Origin of the sequence: Sphingomonas gei (genome assembly GCF_004792685.1) — a bacterium.
In the GTDB taxonomy this organism is placed as follows: Bacteria; Pseudomonadota; Alphaproteobacteria; order Sphingomonadales; family Sphingomonadaceae; genus Sphingomonas; species Sphingomonas gei.
In genome coordinates this window covers 15,835-34,506 of the sequence record NZ_SRXT01000008.1, presented here as the reverse complement: position 1 = coordinate 34,506, position 18,672 = coordinate 15,835, and the positions used below count along the sequence as shown (strand labels likewise).

At 62.7% G+C, this 18,672-nt stretch carries 14 protein-coding genes; 9 read left to right on the top strand and 5 right to left on the bottom strand.

What is annotated here, in order from left to right; translation table 11 throughout:
• Positions 1-2: 2 nt before the first annotated feature.
• Together E5A73_RS18925 and E5A73_RS18920 are read right to left on the bottom strand one after the other, a co-directional pair.
• Complete coding sequence (locus E5A73_RS18925) at positions 3-986, bottom strand: FecR family protein (protein ID WP_135965415.1); 984 nt, start codon at positions 984-986, stop codon at positions 3-5.
• Positions 986-1,561 (bottom strand): RNA polymerase sigma factor, encoded by a 576-nt coding sequence (locus E5A73_RS18920; protein ID WP_168355999.1) that lies wholly within the window; start codon positions 1,559-1,561, stop codon positions 986-988. The genes E5A73_RS18925 and E5A73_RS18920 overlap by 1 nt, the downstream gene beginning before the upstream one ends.
• 329 nt (positions 1,562-1,890) lie before the next feature.
• Between E5A73_RS18920 and E5A73_RS18915 the strand changes: the two genes are divergently transcribed.
• The 9 genes from E5A73_RS18915 (at position 1,891) to E5A73_RS22030 (ending at position 15,685) form a co-directional block, all read left to right on the top strand.
• Positions 1,891-2,907 carry an LLM class flavin-dependent oxidoreductase gene (locus E5A73_RS18915; RefSeq protein WP_135965413.1) on the top strand — a complete coding sequence of 339 codons (1,017 nt, stop codon included), beginning with the start codon at positions 1,891-1,893 and terminating at the stop codon, positions 2,905-2,907.
• 227 nt (positions 2,908-3,134) lie between these two features.
• Complete coding sequence (locus tag E5A73_RS18910; RefSeq protein ID WP_168355998.1) at positions 3,135-3,722, top strand: RNA polymerase sigma factor; 588 nt, start codon at positions 3,135-3,137, stop codon at positions 3,720-3,722.
• Positions 3,719-4,654 (top strand): FecR family protein, encoded by a 936-nt coding sequence (locus tag E5A73_RS18905; protein ID WP_135965411.1) that lies wholly within the window; start codon positions 3,719-3,721, stop codon positions 4,652-4,654. The genes E5A73_RS18910 and E5A73_RS18905 overlap by 4 nt, the downstream gene beginning before the upstream one ends.
• Positions 4,655-4,761: 107 nt before the next feature.
• On the top strand, positions 4,762-7,851 hold the full coding sequence (locus tag E5A73_RS18900; protein WP_168355997.1) for a TonB-dependent receptor: 3,090 nt from the start codon (positions 4,762-4,764) through the stop codon (positions 7,849-7,851).
• Positions 7,852-7,940: 89 nt separating this feature from the next.
• A complete protein-coding gene (locus E5A73_RS18895; RefSeq protein ID WP_135965409.1) occupies positions 7,941-10,874 on the top strand; it encodes a TonB-dependent receptor in 2,934 nt (977 codons plus the stop codon).
• Positions 10,875-11,002: 128 nt separating this feature from the next.
• The gene (locus E5A73_RS18890; RefSeq protein WP_135965408.1) at positions 11,003-12,901 is read left to right on the top strand and encodes a glycoside hydrolase family 36 protein; all 1,899 of its coding nucleotides are present in this window, start codon (positions 11,003-11,005) and stop codon (positions 12,899-12,901) included.
• A 718-nt stretch (positions 12,902-13,619) separates the two neighbouring features.
• A complete protein-coding gene (locus E5A73_RS18885) occupies positions 13,620-13,835 on the top strand; it encodes a hypothetical protein (protein ID WP_135965407.1) in 216 nt (71 codons plus the stop codon).
• Positions 13,836-13,985: 150 nt separating this feature from the next.
• Positions 13,986-15,113: an acyltransferase family protein gene (locus E5A73_RS18880; RefSeq protein ID WP_135965406.1), complete on the top strand. Its 1,128-nt coding sequence runs from the start codon at positions 13,986-13,988 to the stop codon at positions 15,111-15,113.
• A 47-nt stretch (positions 15,114-15,160) separates the two neighbouring features.
• Positions 15,161-15,685: a tyrosine-type recombinase/integrase gene (locus E5A73_RS22030; RefSeq protein ID WP_135965519.1), complete on the top strand. Its 525-nt coding sequence runs from the start codon at positions 15,161-15,163 to the stop codon at positions 15,683-15,685.
• Positions 15,686-16,071: 386 nt separating this feature from the next.
• Here the strand turns inward: E5A73_RS22030 and E5A73_RS18870 are convergent, their stop codons facing one another.
• The 3 genes from E5A73_RS18870 to E5A73_RS18860 form a co-directional block, all read right to left on the bottom strand.
• Entirely contained in the window at positions 16,072-16,749 is a 678-nt protein-coding gene (locus E5A73_RS18870; RefSeq protein WP_135965405.1) for a class I SAM-dependent methyltransferase, read from the bottom strand.
• A gap of 3 nt (positions 16,750-16,752) precedes the next feature.
• Complete coding sequence (locus E5A73_RS18865) at positions 16,753-17,646, bottom strand: NAD(P)/FAD-dependent oxidoreductase (RefSeq protein ID WP_135965404.1); 894 nt, start codon at positions 17,644-17,646, stop codon at positions 16,753-16,755.
• A 300-nt stretch (positions 17,647-17,946) separates the two neighbouring features.
• Positions 17,947-18,597 (bottom strand): TetR/AcrR family transcriptional regulator, encoded by a 651-nt coding sequence (locus tag E5A73_RS18860; protein WP_135965403.1) that lies wholly within the window; start codon positions 18,595-18,597, stop codon positions 17,947-17,949.
• Positions 18,598-18,672: the final 75 nt, after the last annotated feature.

Here is an 18,672-nt window from a genome sequence, read left to right as displayed (position 1 = left end):
GCTCACCGGCTCGCGACCTCATAGCCCTGCGGCGTCCGCCGCCAGGTCACCGGGTGCAGTTCGGCCAGCGCCGACAGGAAGGATTCCATGCCCCCGACCGCGAACGCCCCGCTTACCCGCAATCGGCCGACGGCAGAGTCGCGCAAGGCCACTCGCGGCGCGCCCTGTTCGGAGAACTGCGCCAGTGCAGCCGACAACGGGCAATCGTCGAGAATGACGCGACCGTCGTGCCAGGCGATCGCCGCCTGCGCATCGACTGCGGCGCGCACCGCACCGGTGCCGCCGAGCGCCACCCGCTCGCCCGGCAATGGGCTCGCGACCAGCTTCCCGTTGCGGCGGTTCGTGATGTCGATCCGGCCCTCGACCAGCACGACGGTGACGGGCCCGCTTCCGCGCAAACGCACATCGAACAACGTGCCGCGATCGACGATCCTGTAGCCGCCGACATCGACGGCGAAGCGGCGCCGCTCATGCGCGACCTGCAGCGTCACCTCGCCCTCGCGCAGTGCAAGCTGCCGGCCGAACGGATCGAAATGCGCCTGAAGGCGCGAACTCGGCGCCAACCAGACCGTGCTGCCATCGGCCAAGGTCGTGACGAGCCGTTGGTGCGGCCCGGTTGCAAGCTGCAGGGTCTCGCTGTTGGTATACCACCACGTCCCTGCGATCAGCAGCGGCAGGGCAAGGACCGTCGTCGCAACTTTCCATCCCGGACCGGGCCGGCGAGCAAAATATTGGTCGCGCCGGGCGCGAACGCGCGATGGGCGGGGCGGCGCGGTCAGGCCGGCCCGGGCGGCGGCGGCGGGCGCTGCCTGCCAGGCATTGGTAACGGCATCGGCAGCGGCGGCGTGTTCACCACGCTCGGCCAGCCACGCGCGAAATGCACGCTTCTCGGCACCGGACATGCCCGCGCGCGCGCGCACCACCCAGCGCCCCGCCTCCGCCAGGATTTCGGGATCGCCCGAGCCGGAGGCGTTTCCGTCGAGCATCACCTTCCCGAATCCAACAGCGTAGCGGCCAGCCTTGCGAGGCTGCGCTCGACATGACGCGACACGGCTTTGGTTTCTATGCCGAGTCGCTCGGCCGCGTCGCGGTGGCTCAGGCCTTCGACGCGCACGAGCAGAAAGGCATCACGCGCCACGGGTGGCAGCGTCTTGAGCGCATCGCCGAGATGGTCGAGCGTATTTCGCCCGATCATCATGCGCTCCGGATCGCTGGTGCCGTCGTCCCTCAGCGTCTCGTCGAGCGCGATATGCGCTGCCTCCATGGATGCCTCTCTCCTGCGGTGTCTGTCTATCAGCAGATTAGACGCAGCACGAAAGAGAAATCCCCTGAGGTTTCGGACTTTGTCCTGGCCGGGGTCTGCAGCCAGCACGCGGAGATAAACTTCTTGGACATAGTCCTCGGGATCGTCGTGCGATCGCAAACGGCGCCGAAGGAAGCGATGCAAGGACGGCCGATGTGCCTCCAGCAGTTGGCCCGAGCCCCGATGGGGCGGGGCGGCTTCTTCCTGAGGCGCACCACGCAGCAGGCCGCGTCCGACCGGTTCTGCAGCGTAAGACACCTCGTAACTCCTGGGCTCTGGGCGGCGCGCCACGTCACCCCCGAGCGCGGGCTAGTACGGATCCGTGACAGCTGCGTGTCGCGACGGCGTGTTTCGAATGACGGCGGCGCTCTCCCACCGGCAGGTGTCTGCAGCGCCTGCATCGAGATCAAGACAGCGCCCGTCGACCCCGCGTAGAAGCGACGCCGACTAAGGATCGAATCCCGAGATCAGAATAGCTGCGTTTCCATACACTGCCGCGACGTCGGACCGGACGTACCCTATCTGCGCTGGCAGAAATCGGCCCGTCGGCTGGGTGCGACGACATCGGCCAGCATCAGGAGTGCGCAATGAAGAAGATCGGGTTCCTTTCGTTCGGCCATTGGTCACCCTCGTCGCAATCCGCGACGCGCTCCGCATCGGATGTGCTGCTCCAGTCGATCGATCTGGCCGTCGCTGCCGAGGAACTCGGCGCAGACGGCGCGTATTTCCGTGTCCACCATTTTGCGCAGCAACTCGCATCGCCTTTTCCATTGCTGGCCGCAGCGGGCGCCAGAACCACCCGAATCGAGATCGGGACGGGCGTGATCGATATGCGCTACGAAAATCCGTTCTACATGACCGAGGATGCGGGAGCCGCCGACCTGATCAGTGGCGGCCGTCTGCAACTCGGCATAAGTCGCGGCTCGCCCGAGCAGGTTGTCGAGGGATGGCGCCATTTCGGCTATGCGCCAGGCGAAGGCGAGAGCGATGCCGATATGGGCCGAAGGCATGCCGAGGTCTTGCTCGAATTGCTGAAGGGCGAGGGGTTTGCGCAGCCCAGCCCCAATCCGATGTTTCCCAATCCGCCTGGGTTGCTGCGAATCGAACCGCATGCGCCGGGCCTCCGCCGCCGCATCTGGTGGGGCTCATCGTCCAACGCCACCGCGGTATGGGCCGCGCAGAACGGAATGAATCTCCAGAGTTCGACGCTGAAAGCCGACGAGAGCGGCGAGCCGCTGCACGTGCAACAGGCCAAGCAGATCCGACTCTATCGCCAGGCATGGAAGGAAGCAGGGCATGATTGGGAGCCGCGGGTTTCGGTCTCGCGCTCGATCTTCGCGCTCATGAACGATCGTGACCGAGCCTATTTCGGGCGGGGTGACAGCAGCGATCAGATCGGAATGATCGACAATATGCGCGCAGTGTTCGGCCGCTCCTACGCGGCCGAGCCCGAGCAACTGATCACGCTACTGCGTGACGACCAGGGCATCGCCGAAGCGGACACGCTGTTGCTCACCGTCCCAAACCAGCTCGGCTTCGATTATAACGCGCATGTGCTTGAGTCCATTTTGATGCACGTTGCACCCGCGCTCGGCTGGCGCTGAGGGGCCGCGGCGATTCAGGCTTGCTGCGCTAAGGGGCGGGGGCGGGGCGTCCGCCCGAGGCAAATTCGGTCGAAAGCGTCGGACTGTCAACACGCCCCTGCCACTGCGTAGGCCATGAACTCCCTGACCTTTGCCCGTAGTGGATCAATCTTTTATCGCGCGTCGCGAAGGATCGTCGGGCCCAGCGACTCTTCACGGTTGAAGTGATGACTCGAACCAGGTGGACAATGCAGGGCAGCGCAAGCCAGGCAAATACCAAGCGGCGCCTGCTCGCACAGTGGATGGCGACCGGAATCCTGCCGCATGAACCACAGGTGCGCCTCTGGCTGCGGCGCTATCGAATCTCGCGGGAAGATGCCGACGAGATAGTCCAAGACGCCTATTGCGCTATCGCCCGCCTCGACTCGTTCGACCATATCGACAGGCCGGACGCATATTTCTTCGCCATCGTTCGCAATTTGATGCTTCGCCGCATCCGCCGACGCCGTGTCGTGCAGATCGACATGGTCGCGGAGATAGAATCCTATGTCGATGACGATCGGCCGTCGCCGGAAAGGGAAGTCGCAGCCAAGCTGGACTGGGCCCGCGTCCTGGGGCTGATCGCCGACCTCCCCGAGCGGTGCCGCCAAGCAGTACATCTTCGCAAGGTGGAAGGCTGGTCTCAGCGCAGGATTGCCGAGCACATGAACATCACGGAAGCGGCGGTCGAGAAGCAGATCTGGCTCGGCATCAAGGCTTTGCGGGCTGCCTGGGACCGCGGGCCGTTTGTCGAAGAGGCGGCGTCCGATGCCAAGCGTGTGGAGCGACGTTCATGACTGGCAACGCGCAGAACATCGAAGACACCGCGGCCTATTGGGTGGCGCGGATGGACGCCGACGACTGGGGCGCTGAGGACGAAGCCCAGCTGCAGTCCTGGCTGAATGCCGACCCTCGGCGGCGTGGCGAACTCGCGCGGACGCAGGCGCTTTGGCTGGCGCTGGATCGGCCTGATGCGGATCGGGGCGGGGATCGCGAGGACGCTGCGCCCGTCTATCGTCGACGAGGCGTCCTCGCGATCCTGTGCGCTACTGCGGCGGCATCGCTCGCCGGCGTCTGGTATTTCGATTCAGCGCGTTCCTATGAGACAGAGCTTGGAGAGATCAGGCGGGTCACGCTCTCGGATGGATCTGTCGCGACGATCAACACGGCGAGCCGCATTGCCGTACACGTCGAGAAAAAAAAAGAACTGATCCGCCTCGACCATGGCGAGGCCTGGTTCCAGGTCGCGAAGCGGCCGGATCGCGCGTTTGTCGTCGAGACGGGCGCGGTGACGGTGAGGGCCTCCGGCACGGCGTTTTCCGTTCGGCGACTCGATCGCGGCTCGGAAGTGATGGTCACGGAGGGATCGGTCGAAACCTGGTGCGGAAGTACGATCGACCAGCGTGTTTTCCTGCGCGCGGGAGACCGCGCCTTCATCTCGGAGGATGGCATGATCAGAAAGCAGCGCGCGATTGCCGCATCCATCGATCGTTCGCTTGCCTGGCGTGCCGGCAAAATTGTTCTGCTCGGCGACCCGCTTGACTATGCCATCGCGGAATTCAATCGGTACAATCATCGCAAGCTCGTTCTGCTCGATCCGCGGATCGGCGTTGAGCAACTTGATGGCGTGTTCCGGTTCGATGACGTGGAAGGTTTCGCGCGGACGGTGGGCCAGGTGTTGTCGGTGAAGGTCGACGCGACAAAAAGCGATGTCGTGCGGATCGGCTGAGCATTTTCTCGGGCGGAGGAGGAAGGATTTCCCGCCGCCGGGGCTCTTCTCCTTGTCAGGGCTAAAAAGCTCGAAACAAAGGGAGAGCTATGCTCGTACGGGAGGGCGTGTCTGCGACTGCAGCAGCGCTTAGCGTCTTCTTCGCCGTTCCGGCGAGGGCGCAACTCACGCCATTCGACATTCCCGCGCAGCGCCTCGAGACCGCCGTCAGTGCGTTTGGCAAACAAGCCAACGTCCAGATCATCGCGGCGCGCGCGATAACGAAAGGAAAGCGGTCGCCCACGGTGCGCGGCCATATGACTCCCCGCGAGGCCCTGGCGCAACTGCTGGCCGGTACTGGCCTCGTCGCCCAGCCCACCGGCCCCCAGACTTTTGCGATCGTTGTGGCACCGCCGCGTCCGCTCTCACGCGTAGCACCACCGGTTCGGCGCGCGCCGGGATCGCGCAACGGGAAGAAAGGTGGCGAAAACGCACCGCGTCCACTGAAGGCCGATCGGGCCATCCCCGTCGATGACGAATTGATCGTCGTCCGGGGATATCGGGAAAGTTTGGCGTCTTCCGCGTTCCTCAAGCGCGATGCCGAGCTGATCACCGACAGTGTCTCTGCCGAAGATGTCGGGAAGTTCCCCGATTCCAATATCGCGGAGTCGCTCCAGCGCATCACCGGTGTCGCCATCGACCGCTCGGGGGGGGAAGGACAGTTCATCACTGTTCGCGGCCTGGGCCCGGAGTTCAACACCGTGCTCGTGAATGGTCGCATGATGGCGACCGACAATCCGGGCCGCGAGTTCTCTTTCGACGGCCTGTCGTCGACGATGATCCAACGCGCCGACGTTTACAAGTCGAGCATCGCGTCGCTGCAGGAGGGCGGCATCGGCGCGACGGTGAACATCGTCACCGCTCGGCCCCTGGAAGGAAAGAGCGGATTTCATGCCGCGGTGGCGGCTGGCGGAATCTACGACGATCTCCGCCGCAAGGCACGCTCGGACCTTTCCGCTGTCATGTCCTTAAGCAATGAGGGGAAGACCGTCGGGCTGGTGCTGTCCGCATCCTTTACCGACCGCGAGAGCCAAAGCGATGCGGTCCAGATCGATGGCTGGCTGTTCAGCCCGCAGACGGTGTTGAAAGGCAACGGGCAGAGCGCTGGTCTCACCGGCGACGATCTTGTTGAAATGCCTACCGTACACGTTCCCCAGAACCTCAATTTCGCGCGAGAGCAAAGCCGTCGCCGACGGATCAATGCCGCCGCCACCTTTGCCGCGCAATTGAACCCAACGATGACGCTCAGTCTCGATGGGCTCTATTCCAAGCTCGACGCCTTTTCCGACCGGGCGATTTTCGCCAACTTCTATTCCTCGCCTTACATCGGTTTGGCGGTGGACGAGAACCGCACCGCGACCGGGTTCGACCGGCCCGGCCAGCGCTTCCTGTTGGACAACCCTGCGCTCGCCGATCGCCTGTCACTGTCTCAGAATGACAATATCGTTCAATCCAGCGACAGGCTGACACAGTCGTATCAGCTCGGCGCGAATCTGCGGTGGAAGCCTTCCGCGAATTTCGAGGTAAGGCTCGACGCATCGAAGACCGGGGCCGTCCAGCATAGTCCCGGTTCGTATGTCGTTGTCGGATCCTTCGCGAAGACGAGCCCGCATTTCGATCTCAACCAGGGCGGCGATCTCCCGATCGCGTACAACATCGGCGACCTGGCCGACCCGGCACTGCTAGGTGCCCATTACACGCGAATGGATCAAGGCCGGGTGCTCGATCTCGGATCGGAATACCGTCTCGATGGCGGATACACTCTCCAGGCGGGTATTCTCCAGTCGGTCGGCTTTGGCATGGCGTATGCGCGACGATCAAAAGTGCGGCGGTACTTCGAAAATATCGACGCGGTATGCGCCTATTGTGGATACGAGACCCCCGTCGATGTCTCGCTGCTGCGACCCTATCGGCTCGATCGCTTCCTCACCGGCGCATCCGGCAGCGACGATGTGCCGCGCGAATTCTTCACCTTCGACCCGCGCGCGATCGTCGAATACCTCTCCGACCCGATCAATCTGGCCCGCCCCCGCCAAGGGCGGAACGCGCAGGAGCAGGCCGCGGAGGCCGCGCGCCTTCTCGCATTGCCGGGCGGGCCGTTCGGCACGCGTGAGAATCTCACCGGCTATTCGGACGTACGCGAGAGCCTGGTAGCCGGGTATGTTGCGCTGCAATTCGGGGGCTCGGCCTGGGGAGGCAATGCCGGGCTACGGGTGGTCCGCACGGCGACCAACTCGAGCGGGTACGATGTTCCGATGATCGGCGTCACGGTGACGCCGGGGGACGACACCCTGCAGTTCGCCTATGGACCCGCCGCCGCGGTCGCCGTGCGAAACAGCTACGTCACTGCGTTACCCTCGGCGAACCTCAAACTGAAGCTTCGCCCCGAGGTGATCGCGCGCGCCGCATTCTCGCAGACGATAACCAGGCCGACGCTCACCGAATTGGGAGTCGGCAACACTTTTGGCGGGCGAGTCTCCGCGCCGCTGTCGAGCGGCGGGAATCCCGGCCTCAGGCCATTCAGGTCGACCAATTTCGACGTTTCCCTGGAATGGTATCTGTCGAGAGTGAGCTACCTCAGCGTGGGAGGATTCTACAAGGATCTGCGTGATTTTCTGGAGTTGCAGGCTCTTCCGGTGGAAAGGTTCGGGAGGATCTTCCTCGATACGCGCACCAGGAACGGCCAGACCGGTTATATTCGCGGCGTGGAGCTAGGCGGGCAATATCTGTTCGATTGGCTGCCCGGATCCGCCTCGGGCTTGGGCATTTCCGGCAATTATACCTACGTCGAGAGCAAGGCGAGGCGTGAACTGAGCCTCGCCGACTATGATTGCGGCTATAACGGGCTGTCCCCGCACTCGGCGAACGGCAGCGTCTTTTACGAGAGATCCGGCCTCTCGATCAGGGCAGCCTACAACTGGAGATCCAGTTACCTCCGGTCCTGCAGATCCGACCAGGCGCGCCCCCGCAACCGCTCGTCGTACGGGCAGCTCGATCTCAATTTAAGCCTCGATATTGCGAATGGCATTCAGATCTACGCGCAGGGTATCAATGTCACCGATGCCCGTGTGCATGAATGGTCGGCGAAAGAGGATCGTTTTCTCATGCTTCAAAGTACAGGCGCGCGATACAACTTTGGCATAAGATTTAAATACTAGATTTGTGTTTTCGTACGGATACGTAATTCGTCTACGATATGGACTGAACTGCGAATAATTAACAAGTAAATTGACGGGAGGGAGGATTTATGATTACGAAGTACAGATATTCGCTGCTGATGACCGCGGCCTTGATTGCGTCGCCTGCTGCTGCCCAAGTCGTGGACCAGGCCGCGGTGGAGGCGGGCGAGGCTCAAGAGGCGAGCCAGGATATCGTCGTGACGGGAATCAGGGCGTCGCTTCAAGCCTCGCAAAACATCAAGCGGGGGGCGGACGGGGTCGTCGACGCAGTCTCGGCAGAGGACGTCGGAAAGTTTCCCGATTCGAATGTCGCCGAGGCGCTCCAGCGCATCACCGGCGTCGCGATCGACCGGAGCGGCGGCGAGGGACGCTCGATCACCGTGCGCGGGCTAGGGCCGGAGTACAACACGGTGCTGCTCAACGGACGCACCGTCGCTACCGACAATGCCGGGCGCGAATTTTCCTTCGACATCCTGGCTGCCGACGTCATCCAGACGGCGGAAGTCTATAAGACAGTGGATCCCAAAACCCAGTCGGGCGGGATCGGATCGGTGGTCAACATCAAGACGTTCAAGCCGCTCGACCGGCCCGAGGGCTTGAGCGGCACGCTCTCGCTCGCCGGTCAGGAGGACATACTTCGCAAGAAGCTCGGCTTCGAGACGGGGGGAACGGCGTCCTGGTCCGACGGCACCAGTTTCGGAATCGCGCTCGGCGGGACTTATTCCGAACGGCATTCCGCGATCGATTCCTTCTCGACGTCGGGATATGCGCTGCGCGACGGCATCAATCCGGCGATCGCTGGAGATACCGGCAATCCTGGCGACATCATGGTCGCCGCGCCGGCCACTTCGTCGGGCCTCACGCCCGCCAGCCTCGTCGCCATCCCCGCCGGTTCGAGGGTACAACAGGAAGCGGTGTTCAATCGGGGCCGCGAGACCCGCAAGCGGCTCGCGCTGAACGGCGCGCTCGAAGTACTTCCCACCGACCGGCTGCGAATTTCCCTCGACGGGCTGTTCGCGCGGTTCGAAGTAGAGAATGTAAACGCCCGCCAGTCCAATTTCTTCAGCCCCCCCTATATCGATCCGAAATTCGACGAGAACGGCACTGCGATTTCGTTCAGCCGGCCCGGCGCGGATTTCGTTGCGAGAAACCCCCTCATTGCCGGCGCCGTCGGCCAGTCGCAGAATGACAACGTCAACAACGGCAGTAATTCGGTGGCAAAGACCTACGCCACCGGGGCGAACATCGCGTACGACGTAACCGATCGCCTTAAAATCTCCGTCGACGGATCATGGTCGAAATCGACCAGCGAAGGGGACGACTATTTCCTCGTGCTGGGCGAACTGGCTCCGGAATCGCCCTTTGTCCAGGCGCCTACCGACAAGGGCATATCGACGGTGACCAATCTCGGCGGTCTGACCGACAAGTCGCTGCAGCGGCTGCATTACGCGGGTAACGGCAAGTACAAGCGTTCGGACGAAATCAAGGAATTCCGCTTCGACGCTTCGTGGAAACTGGAAAAGGGCCCGCTGCGCACCCTAAGCGTTGGCGCCTTGCGATCGGATCGGGAAAAGTCCTTTTTCGGCTTTCGCCAGAAAGATTTTTCCCAATACGGGCTGAGCTACTCGTCGATCGGCTGCCTGTATTGCGGTTATACGGTGCCCTTCGATACTTCCATCCAGAACGAATATTCGTTCTCTGGATATCTGAAGGGCGTCGAAGGCGCCGACAAGGCGCCGCCGGCCATGCTGGTTGCGTCGGCTGCCGATATCTTCCGCGAGTTGAACAATCCCGCCAATCTCGCCAATTCCAACTATGGCCGCAACAATCCGGCAGGTCTGGCGGCGCTCCTCGCCAATATCGGCAGCTCGGGCCTGGATCCGGCGAGGGGATTGTGGTCGCAGTTCCGTTACCCTCAAGGGGATTCAGGGGTAAGGGAAAAGACGTTCGAAGCCTATCTGAACACGAACTGGGGCGGCGATTTCGGGGGCGAGATGCCGTGGAGCGCCAATGCCGGGTTCCGCATCGCGTTCACCGACGCGACGTCGAGCGGCTTCGTGGTGCCGGTGCTGCAGATCCGGGAATCGGCCGGCGATACCGGGCTGGTGGTGATCGAGGGGCCGTCGGAATTCAATTCGGTGTCGAACGACTATGTGAATTTCCTGCCGGCCTTCAACCTGAAACTCGAGCCTGCGAAGGACATGGTGCTGCGGTTCGCTTATTCGAAATCGGTCACCCGGCCGACGCTCACCGCACTTGGCCTCAATCAGGACTATGGCGGCCGTTCGAACGCCCCAACCAGCGGCGGCGGCAACCCCCTGCTACAGGCATACGAAGCGAACAATTTCGACGTCGCCTATGAATGGTATTATGATCGGTTCAGCTTCCTTGCCATCACCGCTTTCTACAAGAAGCTCGGTAATTTCATCGAGACGTCGACGCTGCCGGTCTCCCGTCCCATCCTCTTCCCGGCCGGCAACGGCGGGCGCACCCAAGACGAAGTGATCAACGTCACGTTCCAGGACACCCGCCAGCGCAATGGGCTGTCGGGCAGTCTCGCCGGGATCGAGGCTGCGCTGCAAAAGACCGTTAACAGCGGCCCGCTCAAGGGGTTGGGCGGCATCCTCAACTACACCTATGTCCACAGCAAGCGCGACAACGCGCCCGCCGGGGATCTCGGCTTCAACGGCTTTACCCCGCACACCGCAAATGCGACGGTCTTTTACGAGAACGGGCCGATCTCGGCGCGCATCGCGTACAATTATCGGTCCGAATTCCTCGTCCTCGCCCAGGGAGCTTATAGCGAGCCGCAGCAAAGGGAGGCATTCGGCCAGACCGACTTCACCATCGGTTATATTATTAACCGGGAGTTTCAGATATTCGCCGAGGGCGTGAACGTGTTCAGCGAAGACACGCGAGATTTCTCCCGGTTCAAGAACCGTGTTCTTTATTATGAAGCCACGCCGCCGCGATATTCGATCGGGATCCGAGGCAAGTTCTAGGGCCTGTACCTGAGCGCAAGCCTAGCCGGGCGGTGACGAGAGTCGCCGTCCCGGCACTGCCCTGAGCGCCCTGCCGAGCTACTATCCATCGTTTATCGCGAAAAGCCTTAGCCAATTGGAGACGAGAGTTGGCCCTGACCATCTGGCGCAAGCAACGTTTTGGAGGCGGCACCTGCTTCGTGCGCCAAGCCTGCATGCTGCTGACGTTTGCGGCGGCAGTGACCCATTTGCCGGCCGGCGCGCAAACCGCTCCGGCCTCCCTCGAACGATCGGTTGTCGTGCAGGGATTTCCTCTGTCGGTCAGCGGCGACCTCAAGGGGTTTGACTTGGACATCGACGTGCAAGCGCGTGCGTTGGGCGTCGATGGCGTAGTGCTGACCTTGTCGCGCGCTACGCAGGCGCCGCCGCCCAGGCTGATGCTCCGCTGGTCGATGCCGTCGGTGAACATGTCCGGGATGTGGACGCCCGACGCGGGCCTCGGGCGCACCATCGTGCCCGACTTCGCTGACGTGCAGCTTCGCTCGACGCTCACAGCGCACGCGCCGGTACTGGCCTTGTATGGGCGAGACGAGCGAAATCGCATGACCGTATCGGTCAGCGACGCGCTCAACCCGGTGTTGTTGTCGGCGCGGCTGCGGGAAGAGGACGTCCGCGTCTATCAGACCATCGAGTTGTTCACCGAGCCGCATGCGCCGCTCAAGCGCTATCGCGTCGAACTGCGCTTCGATAGCCGGCCCTTGCCGTTCTCGACGGTGTTGCGGGACGTTGCACAATGGTGGGCGAAACAGCCCGGCTATGCTCCGTCGCCGGCGCCGGCGGCCGCAGCGGAGCCGCTCGACTCGACATGGTACAGCTATCACCAAAACGTGCCCGACGACCTGATGCGCCAAGAAGCCGCGGCTGCGGCGAAACGCGGCTTCAAGGTGATGATCGTCGATGACGGCTGGCAGACCAACGACGGGAATCGCGGATATGCGTTCGTCGGCGACTGGAAGCCGGAGCGGCTCCGGCAGATGCGCGCGTTCACCGACACGCTGCATGGGCTGAACATGAAAGGCATGCTGTGGTTTTCCGTGCCCTTTGTCGGCGACAATTCGGAAGCGTTTCGCCGCTTCCGCGGCAAGACGCTGCGGCGATGGAACGAGCAATCCACCAACGTGCTCGATCCGCGCTATCCGGAGGTGCGCGCCTATCTGATCGAGACTTTCCGCCGGGCAGTCGTCGACTGGGGCTGGGACGGTCTGAAGCTCGACTTCATCGACTCGTTCAAGTCGGACGACAAGACGGTTCTCGAGGCTGGCAACGGACGCGACTATGCCTCGGTTTATGAAGCGGTGGACCGGCTGATGACCGACATCATGGCAGCGCTTCGGGCGGCCAAACCCGACGTCCTCATCGAATTCCGTCAGGCATATACCGGTCCGTTGATCCGCAAATACGGCAACATGCTTCGTGCCTCGGATGCGCCGAACAGCTCGATTCTCAACCGGCAGCGGATCGTCGATCTGCGTTTGTTGTCCGGATCGACACCGGTCCATGCCGATCCCGTGGTGTGGAACCACGCCGAGCCGGTGGAACAGGCTGCCTTGCAACTTCTCGACACGCTTTTCGCCGTGCCGCAGATTTCGGTGCGGCTGGCCGGGCTAACACCCGGGCATTCGGCGATGCTGGAGCGCTATCTCTCTTATTGGCGCGCAAATCGCGACGTCCTGCTCTCCGGTGACTTCCGTCCCGAGGGCATTGGGGGCGACTATCTTATTGTTCGCGCCGTGACGGCGAAAAAACAGATCATCGGCTTGTACAGCGGTCATCTCGTCACGATCGACAAAGTCACGCCGGCGATCGATGTGGTGAATGCCACCCAGTCACGGAACGTCCTATTGTATTTCGAACAAGATGCAGGGAGGTTTCAGGCAACCACTCGGGATGCGTACGGCCGGATTGTCAACCGTTCTGTCGTCCGGCTGACGAATGGACCGCACCTGCTCGACATGCCCGCATCCGGGATACTCGAATTGAGCCGATAGCCAGGCTTTCTGCACTGCGTCATTGCCAGCGTGCGGATCGTGTCGATCGCCAGTTGGGTGGAAGTCGCCGCGTCGGGCGCTGGAGCCGCCCGTTTCATGCCGCTTCTCCTGATAGTCGTGGCATTCCCGTCGGCCCGATGAACGCGCTCACGCTTTATGCTCGACGGCATAGGCAGCGGAAGCACTCGACAGTCTGGGTTCGGGATGGCTGAGCGGTGCGCGTTCAGGCATGCCTTCGGCCCGGCGATGCCTACGCACTATGTCCGCCCGTCGTCCGGCTACGCGGTCTATGTCGACGGCGTGCTCGTGCCGTCGACCACCTCGTCGAGGGCGCGACGATTTCTCAAGAGAGACCGACAGCGTCCGCTATTTCCACGTCGAGCTCGAGACCCACGACGTGCCGACGGCCATGCCGAGCTGCATGGCCGGCTCGACCGAAAGAGGTGGGACGATGCCTGCTCGCGTCGGTTGCGGCCGGGCCGCAGCCGATCGGGCTGCGCCAGCGCCTCCACGCCCAGGCCGACACACTGGGCTGGATCAAGTCCGGGGAGCCGCAATCCGAATCGTCGCCGACGGCGCAGAGATCGCGCCGCTGCATCGAGTGGGCGGCCGCTTCTGGTTCGCGTTCCCGCGGCGGGCCGCGTCGCGCTCGCCTCGAACAGCGCCATGCTCGTGCACATCGTGCCGGAGATCTCCGATCATCACGCCGCGGGACGCGATGGTCAATCTGATCGGCTTCGACATAAAGCGCGCATGCTTGGCCGTGCAGGAGACCGGCGCCGAGCTCGCCCTCGCGGCAACCGATATTCACCTGCTTGCACTGGTTACTCCGCCTTCGTCCTGCGGTCTCTGCACGCGAAATCGAATGCCTGCGGTTTGCGGCCGTGAGGAAACGGTCGCTTACACGGCGGATGGGATCGGTATCAAGGCGTGAGCTGTCGAATTCCACCTGCGCAATGCCGGCGACAAGCTACTCGTTCTGGGCAAGACGCACCCCGTGGCACTCGCTCCTTGTAAGGGCGGTTCCACATACGCATGCCTCGACGGTGAGAGCGATACTTACATCACTTGTTAGGCATTCTGCGTGCACCTCGCTGCAATGGCTAGGAGGGGATCCCACAACCTTATCGCCCTGGATCTGCTGCGCTTTGGCTGCGCGCTGATCGTGCTTGCTTTCCACTGGGGGCACGGCTTCGCGTATAGGCCGCCGCCCGGTGGGCGCGCCCTGCTCGAAGGGATGACGGTCGACGCGGGATGGTCGCCTTGGGTAAACTCGGGCTGGATTGGCGTCGAGTTGTTCTTCGTCGTCTCCGGGTTCGTAATTGCATGGTCCGCGGAGGCATCTGGGGCGGGGTCGTTCGCCGCCCGGCGCGTCCTGCGCCTCGTGCCGGCAGCCTGGCTTTGCGCCACCGTGACCGCCGTCGCGATACTGTTGTTTAGCGATCTATCGGCGGACACGGCGGTCGCTCTCTGGTTGGGTTCGATGCTATTCTGGCCGATGTTCGGCATCGATCCAAGCTATTGGACCCTTGCGATCGAATTAAATTTCTACCTGTTGATCGCGGCTTCGCTATTGGGCGGCTCCACGCTGAGCAGGATAGAACGCGTCGGCGCGCTGCTTGGTCTTGCGAGTGCCGTCTATTGGGTCGCGTCGTGCTTTGCCGACGTACCGCCTGCAACCGACCGGCTCGTCCAGCTCACGCTTCTGCCGCACGGTTGTTTCTTTGCACTCGGCATTCTGATCCGTACACGGCGGAGGCTAGGGTGGCGACCGCTCTGGTTGGTTCATCTTATGCCGGCCTTAATAGCGGCGTTGATCGAAATCGAAGCTCACCGAACCGTCGTTAATGGCAACGACCCCGCTCATGTTTCTCCGCTAATCGTGTTTGCTGTCTGTCTGTTGCCGATCGTATTCGCCGAGCGGCTTCAGCCGTTACTCGGTCGTCTTGTCAGTCCGTCGGTCTCCGCCACGGTCGGGTTGATGACCTATCCCCTTTACCTGCTGCACCAGGAACTCGGAGCAATCTGGATCGGGGGCATGCTCCATATGGGCGCGCCTTATTGGCCCGCCGCCGCCGTCGCATTCTCCGTGATGCTGGTGCTGTCTTGGACCGTAGTCCGCTTCGGGGAACCACCATTGCGCACCGTTCTCAGAAAGCTCGGCCGCGGTGATTCGTCAGAAGGGAATCCTCTAATCAAGATAGCTCCCTGAGTTACCCAGTACCGCAAGTCCGGCGGTGATGGCCGTGGTTTCGCTCGATCATCTCTGCGCTGGGGTCACGGGTTTGCGCAACAGCAAGCGACGGCCAAGTAGCGGGCACCTACCGGGGCAACCCGCTCCGTTCGGCGAACACGCGCACCTGGCGCGCGGCGCTGGCGAAATGCGGGATCACCGACTTTCGCTGGCAGGACCTCAGGCACATCTGGGCGAGCTGGCTTCGGCAAAGCGACGTGGTCACCTGGGTGCTGCAGGAGTGGGGAGGCTGGAAGTCGGAGTCGATGGTGCGGCGTTATGCGGTCGTTGACGACGAAGAGATCCTGGATGTTCCACCGATAGTCGGGAATCGCGTCCGTGATCACCCTGAAGGAATCCAGGACGCCGCTGCACGGACAAGGCACGCCGAGCCGAAGCACTTCCTCGTGGATCATGCTCTCGACGGTCTTGATGTCGCGCCCGTTGAGAGCGGCGATATAGCGCGTGTAGAATTCTGTCAGGTCGGGATTGGACATGGCAGGGTCCTTGGATGTCCCTTCGGCGCCTCTCCGAAGCGGCGCTGCGACTAGGGCTTGGACGGGAATGAAAGCGGCCGCCGCAGCAAAGAGCTCGGCGTTGGTCACGAAGTCTCGACGGGTTTTTCATGGCCGACGGCTCGTCTTGTTGCGTAGGTCGGATCCAGCTTGGGCGGGTCGCGCCTGCGGCCCGCCTGCGGGTCAGGCGCCGAGCTGCTTTTGCAGCGCTCCGGCATCATGGATGGCGGCCATCCGCAAGCTCGGGCTGGGCGAAGTGCAGGTGGTGGATGCCCACGGCAAGCGGATCCGCTGAGTTGCTCGTGTTGGACTAAGGCCAGCGCGGTCATCCCGCGGTCGTCCGCAGATGCACGAGCGAGCAGGGTTCAGGATCGACAGGACGATTGGAAAACGGCGACAATTGAGGCGTGTACTGGCTAAGGTCACGCAGTTGCCGTCCAACCCCGGAAGCTGAACGCGGCATAGAACAGGCCAACGTCGCAAAAGCCTGCTTCCTGCAACAGCGATTCTTCGTCACGGGGGGTAAGGAGCGGCAGATGAGATAGCATCCGGTCGGCGGAGCGAGTGGCAGCTTCAAGATCACCACCGTTCGGATCGCCGAACAAGATCGATCGGACCATCCAGGATCGAGCAGCGCCGATGTTAGGGGTACTATGATGGGCGGTGACGAGGCGTGCACCGGGCCTCATTCGTCGACGTAGTTCCCGCAGCACGCGGGCACGCTCGTCGCGGTCGAGAAAATGCATCGTCAGCAGGCAGGTGGCGCCATCGAATGGCCCGCTCGGCACGTTGTCGATAAAGCCCTCGATCAGGGCGACGCGCGCCATGCGTTGTCCTAGCTCACGCCGCGCCAAGTCCAGCATCGGTACTGACGGGTCGACCCCCACGAAGCGCCACTCCGGTTGCGCATCGGCGAATGCCTTGAGTTCAAGGCCACCGCCCGCGCCATAGACTAGGATTTCCGCAGTAGGCGCCGCTGCCTCTGCGAGCAGGAGCATCGACATGCGATGCAGGTCTGCATAGCCAGGCACCTTGCGTGGCGTATCCTCGGCATAGCTGGCAATCGCGGACCGATCGGTGAATGGGCGCACCGTGTCCATGTCTCAGCCGAACACCAGCGCGCGGTGCGCCGACACCCCGGCCGTCACACCGTCAGCGACCGCCCAGCTCACACTATGCGGCATCCGGGCGATGTCGCCTGCGGCATAGAGGCCGGCAACCGAGGTCATCTTCTCGGCATCCGTGCGGATGACCGGTCCTATCGGGCCCGCCTCGACCTCCACGCCGAGCTGCGCGGCGAGCGGGCAGCTGAAGCTGCTCTCGGGAGCGATGTAGAGCGCGGCGATGGCGCGGCGCCGGCCATCTGCAAGCTCAATCTCGGCCAGGTCGGCTTCGTCCCCGATCAAGCTAGCAATGGGCGCTGCCTCGATCGCCACGCCGCGACTGGCAAGCATGGCGGTTTCCTCCGAGCTAAGCTCCGCGCCATTCAGGTAGAGGGTCGTCGGCCCCCATTCGGCGATTAGGCTTGCCTGATGCACCGACAGGGGCATGCGATAGAGCACGCCGAGAGGCTGGTCGCTGAACTCGATCCCGTGGCAATAAGGGCAGTGAAGCACGGTCCGGCCCCAGCGCTCGTTGAGCCCAGGCAGGTCCGGCAACGCGTCGCGGAGACCAAATGCCAGGATCAGCTTGCGCGCGGTCATCTCATCGCCATTGGCCAGACTGACGCGGAACCCGCCATCGATCACAGCGGCTGCACTGGCTTCGGCGCTGACAAGGGTAGCCGTGGGATAAGCGAGCAACTGCGTCCGCGCGCGGTCGAGGATGCGGCGGGGATCGCTTCCGTCATATCCCAGAAAGCCGTGCGATTCCGCGGCAAACCGGTTTCGCGGTTTGCCCGTGTCCAGCACGCGGACGGTCCGGCGACCACGCGCCAGATAGGTCGCTGCAGCGAGGCCGGCAAATCCGCCGCCGACGATAATGGCATCATGCTGCATGGCTGTTCTCCAAGGTGGGGTCCTGGCTGCTCGGCCATGTGCAGGAGCACGTGAGCACTCCGGACAATCGGCTCTCGCGTATCATGTAACGTCATATGATGCATGAAGTGGCTGTTAGCAAGGCTGCATGCTGCGGCTTGACCCAATCCGGCTATGAGCGGGTGCCATGTGAGGGCTGTAAGTGAACGTCCGCTCATAGGTAAAGCCGAACAGCGAGCGGGTGACGGCGATAGGGCGCATTGCTCGGCGGCAGGACAGCCACAGTTATTTTTCGATATTCCTGAGGGGAGTTGGCCCTGCCTAGTCGCGACTCGAGGACGATGCGTCCGCGTCTACCAAGCATTCCAAACCCGCCACGATGTCCCGCGATATCTCCTCCAGCCTGCGACCGGATGCCAGGCCCAGCCAAGTCAGTCCTTCTGCTAGCGCGGCGATGCACCTGGCGGTTCGCAATGGGCTCATCCGCAGCCGGATTTCCCCTGCCTGCTCCATCGTAGCCAGTCGATCTGCAAGAACCGAAAGCGTGTGCTCCATCTGGGAGGTTAACAACACACGCAGGGGGCCGGGCCGAAGGCTGCTGGCGAGCAATTGCAGGTTCGTCCTGGCGATGACATTCATGTCAAAGCCTCGCTCATCGCCCAGCGCTGCCATATCGTCCCTGAGCAGCGGCCAGTGGTGCGGCACGTCCGACTGGTCCATCGCTGCGAATTGCAGCGCCGCAGTGACGATTTCGTCCTTGCTCTCGAAGTGTTTGTAGATCGCGCCGGTACTCAGCTCAGCCTCCTTCCGGATCGTGGCGATCGAAGTCTGTTCGAGGCCGAGGTCCCCGATACACCGAATGGTGGCGCGAAGGATGCGCTCGCGCTGAGCGCTCATATGGTCGGGGCTTCGCTTGGGCATGGCTCGCTGCACGGTGAGGAGGACGGAGGATAGCCGATCTTGACGGCTCATCAATAAGAGAATATTTGTTCTCTATAAATCCGGCTCGATGGCGACGCTTTCCTTCCGGATATCCCTGCTGGAGAA